The 6360-nt window shown below is 67.5% G+C and carries 9 protein-coding genes; 2 read left to right on the forward strand and 7 right to left on the reverse strand.

The genetic code is table 11. The features are described from left to right. Positions 1–39: 39 nt before the first annotated feature. The 4 genes from VGE03_RS07050 to VGE03_RS07065 all read right to left on the reverse strand — a co-directional run bounded on the left by VGE03_RS07050 (position 40) and on the right by VGE03_RS07065 (position 2638). On the reverse strand, positions 40–318 hold the full coding sequence (locus tag VGE03_RS07050; RefSeq protein ID WP_331045766.1) for a DUF167 family protein: 279 nt from the start codon (positions 316–318) through the stop codon (positions 40–42). Between the two features lie 9 nt (positions 319–327). Beyond that, complete coding sequence (locus VGE03_RS07055) at positions 328–834, reverse strand: SMI1/KNR4 family protein (RefSeq protein ID WP_331045767.1); 507 nt, start codon at positions 832–834, stop codon at positions 328–330. Between the two features lie 110 nt (positions 835–944). Beyond that, on the reverse strand, positions 945–1874 hold the full coding sequence (locus VGE03_RS07060; RefSeq protein ID WP_331045768.1) for an electron transfer flavoprotein subunit alpha/FixB family protein: 930 nt from the start codon (positions 1872–1874) through the stop codon (positions 945–947). Beyond that, on the reverse strand, positions 1874–2638 hold the full coding sequence (locus VGE03_RS07065; protein ID WP_331045769.1) for an electron transfer flavoprotein subunit beta/FixA family protein: 765 nt from the start codon (positions 2636–2638) through the stop codon (positions 1874–1876). The genes VGE03_RS07060 and VGE03_RS07065 overlap by 1 nt, the downstream gene beginning before the upstream one ends. Before the next feature lie 107 nt (positions 2639–2745). On the opposite strand from VGE03_RS07065, the gene VGE03_RS07070 reads away from it, so the two are divergent. Next, on the forward strand, positions 2746–3096 hold the full coding sequence (locus VGE03_RS07070) for a hypothetical protein (protein WP_331045770.1): 351 nt from the start codon (positions 2746–2748) through the stop codon (positions 3094–3096). A gap of 3 nt (positions 3097–3099) precedes the next feature. Here the strand turns inward: VGE03_RS07070 and VGE03_RS07075 are convergent, their stop codons facing one another. Continuing rightward, on the reverse strand, positions 3100–3672 hold the full coding sequence (locus VGE03_RS07075) for a cob(I)yrinic acid a,c-diamide adenosyltransferase (protein WP_331045771.1): 573 nt from the start codon (positions 3670–3672) through the stop codon (positions 3100–3102). Between the two features lie 4 nt (positions 3673–3676). Next, positions 3677–3880, reverse strand: a complete 204-nt coding sequence (locus VGE03_RS07080; protein ID WP_331045772.1) for a twin transmembrane helix small protein — start codon at positions 3878–3880, stop codon at positions 3677–3679. A 150-nt stretch (positions 3881–4030) separates the two neighbouring features. On the opposite strand from VGE03_RS07080, the gene VGE03_RS07085 reads away from it, so the two are divergent. Next, complete coding sequence (locus VGE03_RS07085; protein WP_331045773.1) at positions 4031–5152, forward strand: hypothetical protein; 1122 nt, start codon at positions 4031–4033, stop codon at positions 5150–5152. A 102-nt stretch (positions 5153–5254) separates the two neighbouring features. Here VGE03_RS07085 and VGE03_RS07090 read toward each other — a convergent pair. After that, positions 5255–6360 (reverse strand): adenosylhomocysteinase (locus VGE03_RS07090; RefSeq protein WP_331045774.1); only part of this gene is annotated, 1106 nt, incomplete at its 5' end.

Below are 6360 nucleotides of genomic sequence, written 5' to 3' on the forward strand. Positions count from 1 at the left end.
AAAGGGGGCAGTCGCGCGATCCGTCAAAGGGCGATTTCGTCACGATGCGGAAAGACGCGCCCGCACCTCATCCGGGGATAGTCCGTCGACGGCGGTACGCTTCAGCCGCGACTGTCCGCCCCGTTCCAGCGACACCGCCGACCTCGGGAGGTCGAGCGCTTTCGCCAGCAGCTTCAGCAGGGCGGCGTTGGCCTCGCCCTCGACCGGACGGGCCCGGACGCGAACCTTCAGCACAGGGCGGCCGTCGGGGTCCACATCCCAACCGTCGATGCGGTCGGAGGCGGCGCCGGGGGTGAGCTTGATGGCGAGGGTGGTCATGGCGGGAGATCAGGCGTTCCGACGGACCAGCTCTGACCAGAAGTCGATCTCGCGGATCGCATCGGGCCAAGGCCTGACGTCCCAGCCATGCTCTTCGCGCTCGATGTAGTCCTCAAGGTCCGTGCCGTAGTGGATCACGTCGGCCTGATAGACCGAGAAGACCGGATTGCCCGGGATGGCTGGCGTCGCGGGCAGAAAGCGATGCCTGAAGATCGGAATGAGGCGCGGCGCCCGGCCGACGACGCCCCTCAGAATCTCGGCGCGCGCCTCGGGCGTATCGGGTCGATCACCCCATTCAGGCCACCACAGGCCGTTGGCCTCGACATCAAACAGCAGCCCCTCGAACGGCCAGGCCAGGCGCGAGCGGACCGCCGCCTCGTCGTTCCAGTCGGGGCCACCGATGGGGCGTCGGTCGCGCAGCAGGGCGACCAGATCGGACGGGAAGCTCAGCCGGAAGCGTTCCTGAGCGCGTTCCAGCTCATCGGCGGAATAGCCGGCTGTCCAGGCGATGGTCATTTGACGACTCCTATGCCCGGCGAGCCGAAGCGAACAGCTCCGGTCCCACCCATGAAAAAGGCGCGGCCCCGTCCGGAGCCGCGCCTTCTTCAGTCAGCCTGTGACGACCCTCAGCCGAGGGCCTTCATCAGCTCCGGCACGGCGGTCTTGTAGTCGGCGACCAGGCCGTAGTCGGCGACCTGGAAGATCGGGGCGTCTGCGTCCTTGTTGATCGCGACGATGGCCTTGGAGTCCTTCATGCCGGCGAGGTGCTGGATGGCGCCCGAGATGCCAATGGCGATGTAGAGCTGCGGGGCGACGACCTTGCCGGTCTGGCCGACCTGGTAGTCGTTGGGGGCGTAGCCCGCGTCGACCGCGGCGCGCGAGGCGCCGACGGCGGCGCCCAGCTTGTCGGCCAGCGGGTCCATGACGGCGTGGAACTCTTCCGCCGAACCCAGGGCGCGACCGCCCGAGACGATGATCTTGGCGGCGCCCAGTTCCGGGCGGTCCGACTTGACCATCTCTTCCGAGACGAAGGCCGTCTTGGGCGCGTCGGCGCCGGCGACGGTCTCGACCGAGGCGGAGCCGCCTTCAGCCGCCGCCGTGAAGGCGGTCGGACGGACGGTGATGACCTTCTTGGCGTCTGACGACTGGACGGTCTCCAGCGCGTTGCCCGCGTAGATCGGGCGCACGAAGGTGTCGGCCGAGACGACTTCCACGATGTCAGAGATCGGGGCGGTGTCGAGCTTGGCGGCCAGACGCGGGGCGAAATTCTTGCCGTCCGTGTTGGCCGGGGTCAGCACGGCGTCGTAGCCGGCGGCCAGCGGCAGGACGGTGGCCTCGACGGCCTCGGCCAGCATCTTGCCCAGACCGGCGCTCTCGGCCAGCAGGACCTTGCGGACGCCCGCGATCTTCGCGGCGGCGTCAGCGACGCCCTTGGCGCCCTGCCCCAGCACCAGCACGTCCACGTCGCCCGAGACGGCGAGGGCGGCGGTGACGGTCTTGTTCGTGGTGTCGCGGACGGCCGAGCCGTCGTGGTCGGCGATGACGAGAACGGCCATTACAGGACCCCCGCGGACTTGAGCTTGGAAACCAGTTCGGCGGCGTCAGCCACCTTCACGCCGGCCGACCGCTTGGGCGGCTCGGTGACCTTGAGCACCTTGAGGCGCGGCGCGACGTCGACGCCGTAGTCGGCGACCGCCTTGACCGCGATCTCCTTCTTCTTGGCCTTCATGATGTTGGGCAGGGAGGCGTAGCGCGGGGTGTTCAGGCGCAGGTCCACCGAGACCACCGCCGGCAGGGTCGCCGCCACGGTCTGCAGGCCGCCGTCGACCTCGCGGGTCACGGTCGCCTTGCCGCCGCCGATCTCCAGCCTGCCGGCGAAGGTCGCCTGCGGCCAGTCGAGCAGGGCCGCCAGCATCTGGCCGACCGCATTGTTGTCGCCGTCGATCGACTGCTTGCCCAGCAGGACCAGGTCCGGCTTTTCCTCATCGACCACGGCCTTCAGCACCTTGGCGACGGCCAGGGGCTCGAGGTCGGCGTCCGACTGGACCAGGACGCCGCGGTCCGCGCCCATGGCCAGGGCGGTGCGGATGGTTTCCTGGGCCTGGGTCACGCCGATGGAGACGACGACGATCTCGGTCGCGGTCCCGGCGGCATGGTGTTCCTTGCCTTCCTTGAGCCGAACGGCCTCTTCGACGGCGATTTCGTCGAAGGGATTCATGCTCATTTTGACGTTGGCGAGATCGACGCCGGTCTGGTCCGCTTTCACGCGGGCCTTGACGTTGGAGTCGATCACCCGTTTGACGGGGACGAGAACCTTCATTGCGCTATCCACAAAGTCGCCGGAATGATGGGTCAGGCAATAGGTACGCCTCACCCGCCCTGTCAACGTAACGCGGCGTCAACACGCCGGATCACGGGAAGCTCCAGATGCACCGCCTTTTGACGATGAAACGGCTCAGCGTGCTGTTTCTGTGCACCTTTGCGGTGCTGGTCGGCGCGACCTTCGCCTGGCAGGCCCTTGTGAAGGCGCCCGGTGATCGCTGCGTCGCCGGCGGCGGCTGGTGGGATCCGGAGGAGACGGTCTGCGCCCGTCCGCTGTCGATCGCCGAGATCGAGGGCATCACCGGCCGCAAGCCGGGCGAGACCCGCGCCCAAGCGTCGGACCGCAAGAACCGCGAGCTTCTGGAGATCGAGGACCGTCTGGCCGCCGAGCAGGCCGCCCGCGACGCCGAAACCGAACGCCAGCGTCAGGCCCTGGCGGCCGAGCGCGGCCGCTGAACCCTAGCGCGTCGCGCCCGGTTTCCACTTGATGTCGCCCGCGCCGTTGGCGTTGGCGCGACGGGCCGCACAGAACAGATGGTCCGACAGGCGGTTCAGATAGCGCACCGCCGCGCCGTTCACCGTCTCGCCGCTCTCGACCAGACGCACCGCCTCGCGCTCGGCCCGGCGGGCCACGGTGCGGGCCAGATGCAGATGGGCCGACAGGGGCGCGCCGCCCGGCAGGATGAAGCTGTCCAGCGGCTTCAGGCTCTCGTTCATCCAGTCGATTTCCTGCTCCAGCCGCTCGACCTGGCTGTCGAGGATGCGCAGGGCCTCCCATTTGGGCGCGGGGTCCTGCGGGGTGGCCAGATCGGCGCCGAGATCGAACAGCTCGTTCTGGATCCGGCCGAGCATGGCGTCGATGCGGTCGTTCTGGCCGGAGTGCAGCCGGGCCACGCCGATCACCGCGTTCAGTTCATCGACCGCGCCATAGGCCTCGACCCGGGCGTCGCTCTTGGACACCGGAGCGCCCGAGGCCAGCCGGGTCTGCCCGCCGTCGCCGGTCTTCGTATAGATGCGGTTCAGGACAACCATCGGATCAGGCCCCGTGCGTGGACTTCCACCACAGGCCGATGACCAGAAGGACCACCGCCACCGCCTGCAGTGCGACGCGAAGCCGCATCAGCTTGTTCGAGCGCGAGCGGGCCTCGGGGCCGTCCTTGTAGAGCTGGCGCAGGCCCAGGGCGAGGGTGACCGCGACGGCGAAGACGGCGACGAGGATCAGGATGTCGAAGGCGTTCATGCCCGACTTCTAGGCCTGCCGCCGGTCCCGCGCCAGAGCCGCTCCCGAGTCCTGACAGGGGCCGGGAACGGTCGGGGCCGTGACTGATCACTGATCGGCTAAGCCGTTGGTCATCATTTCATGGTCAGGTGCCCGCCTCGAAGGGGCACCATGACCGACCGCGCGATCCGAAACCTGGCTCACCTGCGGCGTTCGGCCTCGACGGCGCGCGTGCTGAATCTGCTCAAGGTCGCCCACGAACACGCCCATGACCCCGAGTGGCGGGCGAAGCCCATCTTCCGCACCCCGGCCCTGAACGCGGGCCTGATCATCAAGCACCGCCTGCGCCGGGACGAGCTGGACGCCTTCCATCTGCGCCGCCAGGTGGCGACCAAGGTGGTGATCCCGATCGATTCCGACGACCTGAAGACGGGCGGACGCTTCGTCTTTGTCGACCAGCGCGGCTTCGAGAAGATGATGCAGGAGACCTTCGGGCTGGAGCCGGAGCATCCGGACCTGGTCACCCTGCGCCTGATGGACGCCCTGCCCTCGCTGGATCCCTTCCTGCTGCGCGAACAGCTGAAACGCGCGGGCGTGGAACCCGCGGCCTGCTATTTCTCGATCAGCGACGGCGACCTGGTCCGGATGGTGCAGTTCGTCGAGGCCGAGATCCGGCCTCTGGTGACCCTGAGCCTGGGCGGCGACGTCGAAGCGGTCGGCTCGACCCGTCGGCTGGCCGGAAAGATCCTGTCGAACGACCCCGGCGACCGGATGGAGGCCCTGCGCCAGACCCTCCACCTCAAGCCCGAGGAGTATCAGGAGGGCATCTTCTGCTGGAAGGGATTCCTCTACTACAAATGGGTTTTGACCAGTCTGATGGGCGATGTCGCCGCGGTGGCCGACGCCGTGGCCACGGTGAAGCCCATCGGCAAGATCGACCGTAATGCGCGGGAATATCTGGATCGCGGCCGGCAGGTGCTGCGCGACCGGATCGTCACCGTCTGCGATGAGGCCTCGCGCACCCTGCGCATCTATGACGACGCCTATGCGGCCCTGACCGAGGACTCGCGTCCGGGCGCCTTCCGCGACTTCCTGCTGCAGGCGCCGCGCCTGTTCACCCGGCTGGGCGAGCAACTCGGCGCGATCCAGCACGTCGTCAGCTTCTGGCGGTTCCGCTTCAACGCCGGCGCCGCGCCGGTGGGTGTGGATGAGCTGATCGACGTCTTCATGGACTTTGAGACCGGTCTGGCGGACCGCGATCAGGACCTCGGCCAGCGCCATCTGGCCGCCTGACGCAGAAAGGGCCGGAAGCGCGAACGCCCCCGGCCCCCTCAAACTTCGCACCCGCGACCCGCGCTCAGGCAGCGAGCCGCCGCGCGGCGAGCGTTAGCGCCCTTAGTAGCGATAGTGTTCCGGCTTGAACGGGCCCTGCTGCGGCACGCCGATGTAGCTGGCCTGCTCGTCCTTCAGGGTGGTCAGCTTGGCGCCCAGCTTGGCCAGGTGCAGGAAGGCGACCTTCTCGTCCAGGTGCTTGGGCAGGGTGTAGACCTTGTTCTCGTAGGCCGAGATGTTGGTCCACAGTTCGATCTGGGCCAGCGTCTGGTTGGTGAACGAAGCCGACATCACGAACGACGGGTGACCCGTGGCGTTGCCCAGGTTCACCAGACGGCCTTCCGACAGCAGGATGATTTTCTTGCCGTCCGGGAACTCGATGTGGTGGACCTGCGGCTTGATCTCGTCCCACTTGAAGTTCTTCAGGCCGGCGACCTGAATTTCGCTGTCGAAGTGGCCGATGTTGCAGACGATGGCGTTGTTCCGCATCGCGCGCATGTGCTCGACGGTGATGACGTCCTTGTTGCCGGTGGCGGTGACGAAGATGTCGGCCTTGTCGGCGACGTCGTCCAGGGTCTGGACCTCGTAGCCTTCCATGGCGGCCTGCAGGGCGCAGATCGGGTCGATCTCGGTGACGATCACGCGGGCGCCGCCCTGACGCAGCGAGGCGGCCGAGCCCTTGCCCACGTCGCCATAGCCGCAGACCACGGCGACCTTGCCCGACAGCATGACGTCGGTGCCGCGACGGATGGCGTCGACCAGCGATTCACGGCAGCCGTACAGGTTGTCGAACTTGGACTTGGTGACGCTGTCATTGACGTTGATGGCCGGGAACGGCAGCTCGCCGCGTTCCGACATCTGGTACAGACGGTGGACGCCGGTGGTGGTTTCCTCCGACACGCCGCCGATGGCGTCGCGAATGGCCGAATAGAAGCCGGGCTTTTCCTTCAGATACCGCTTCATCACGGCGAAGAGGGCTTCCTCCTCCTCGTTTTGCGGATTGTCGAGGACGGAGGCGTCCTTCTCGGCCTTGGGCCCCAGCACGCACAGCAGGGTGGCGTCGCCGCCGTCGTCCAGGATCAGGTTCGGATAGCCGCCGTCGGCCCATTCGAAGATCTTGTGGGCATAGTCCCAGTACTCCTCCAGCGTCTCGCCCTTGACGGCGAACA

It is taken from the genome of Brevundimonas sp. (genome assembly GCF_036400995.1).
Lineage (GTDB): Bacteria > Pseudomonadota > Alphaproteobacteria > Caulobacterales > Caulobacteraceae > Brevundimonas.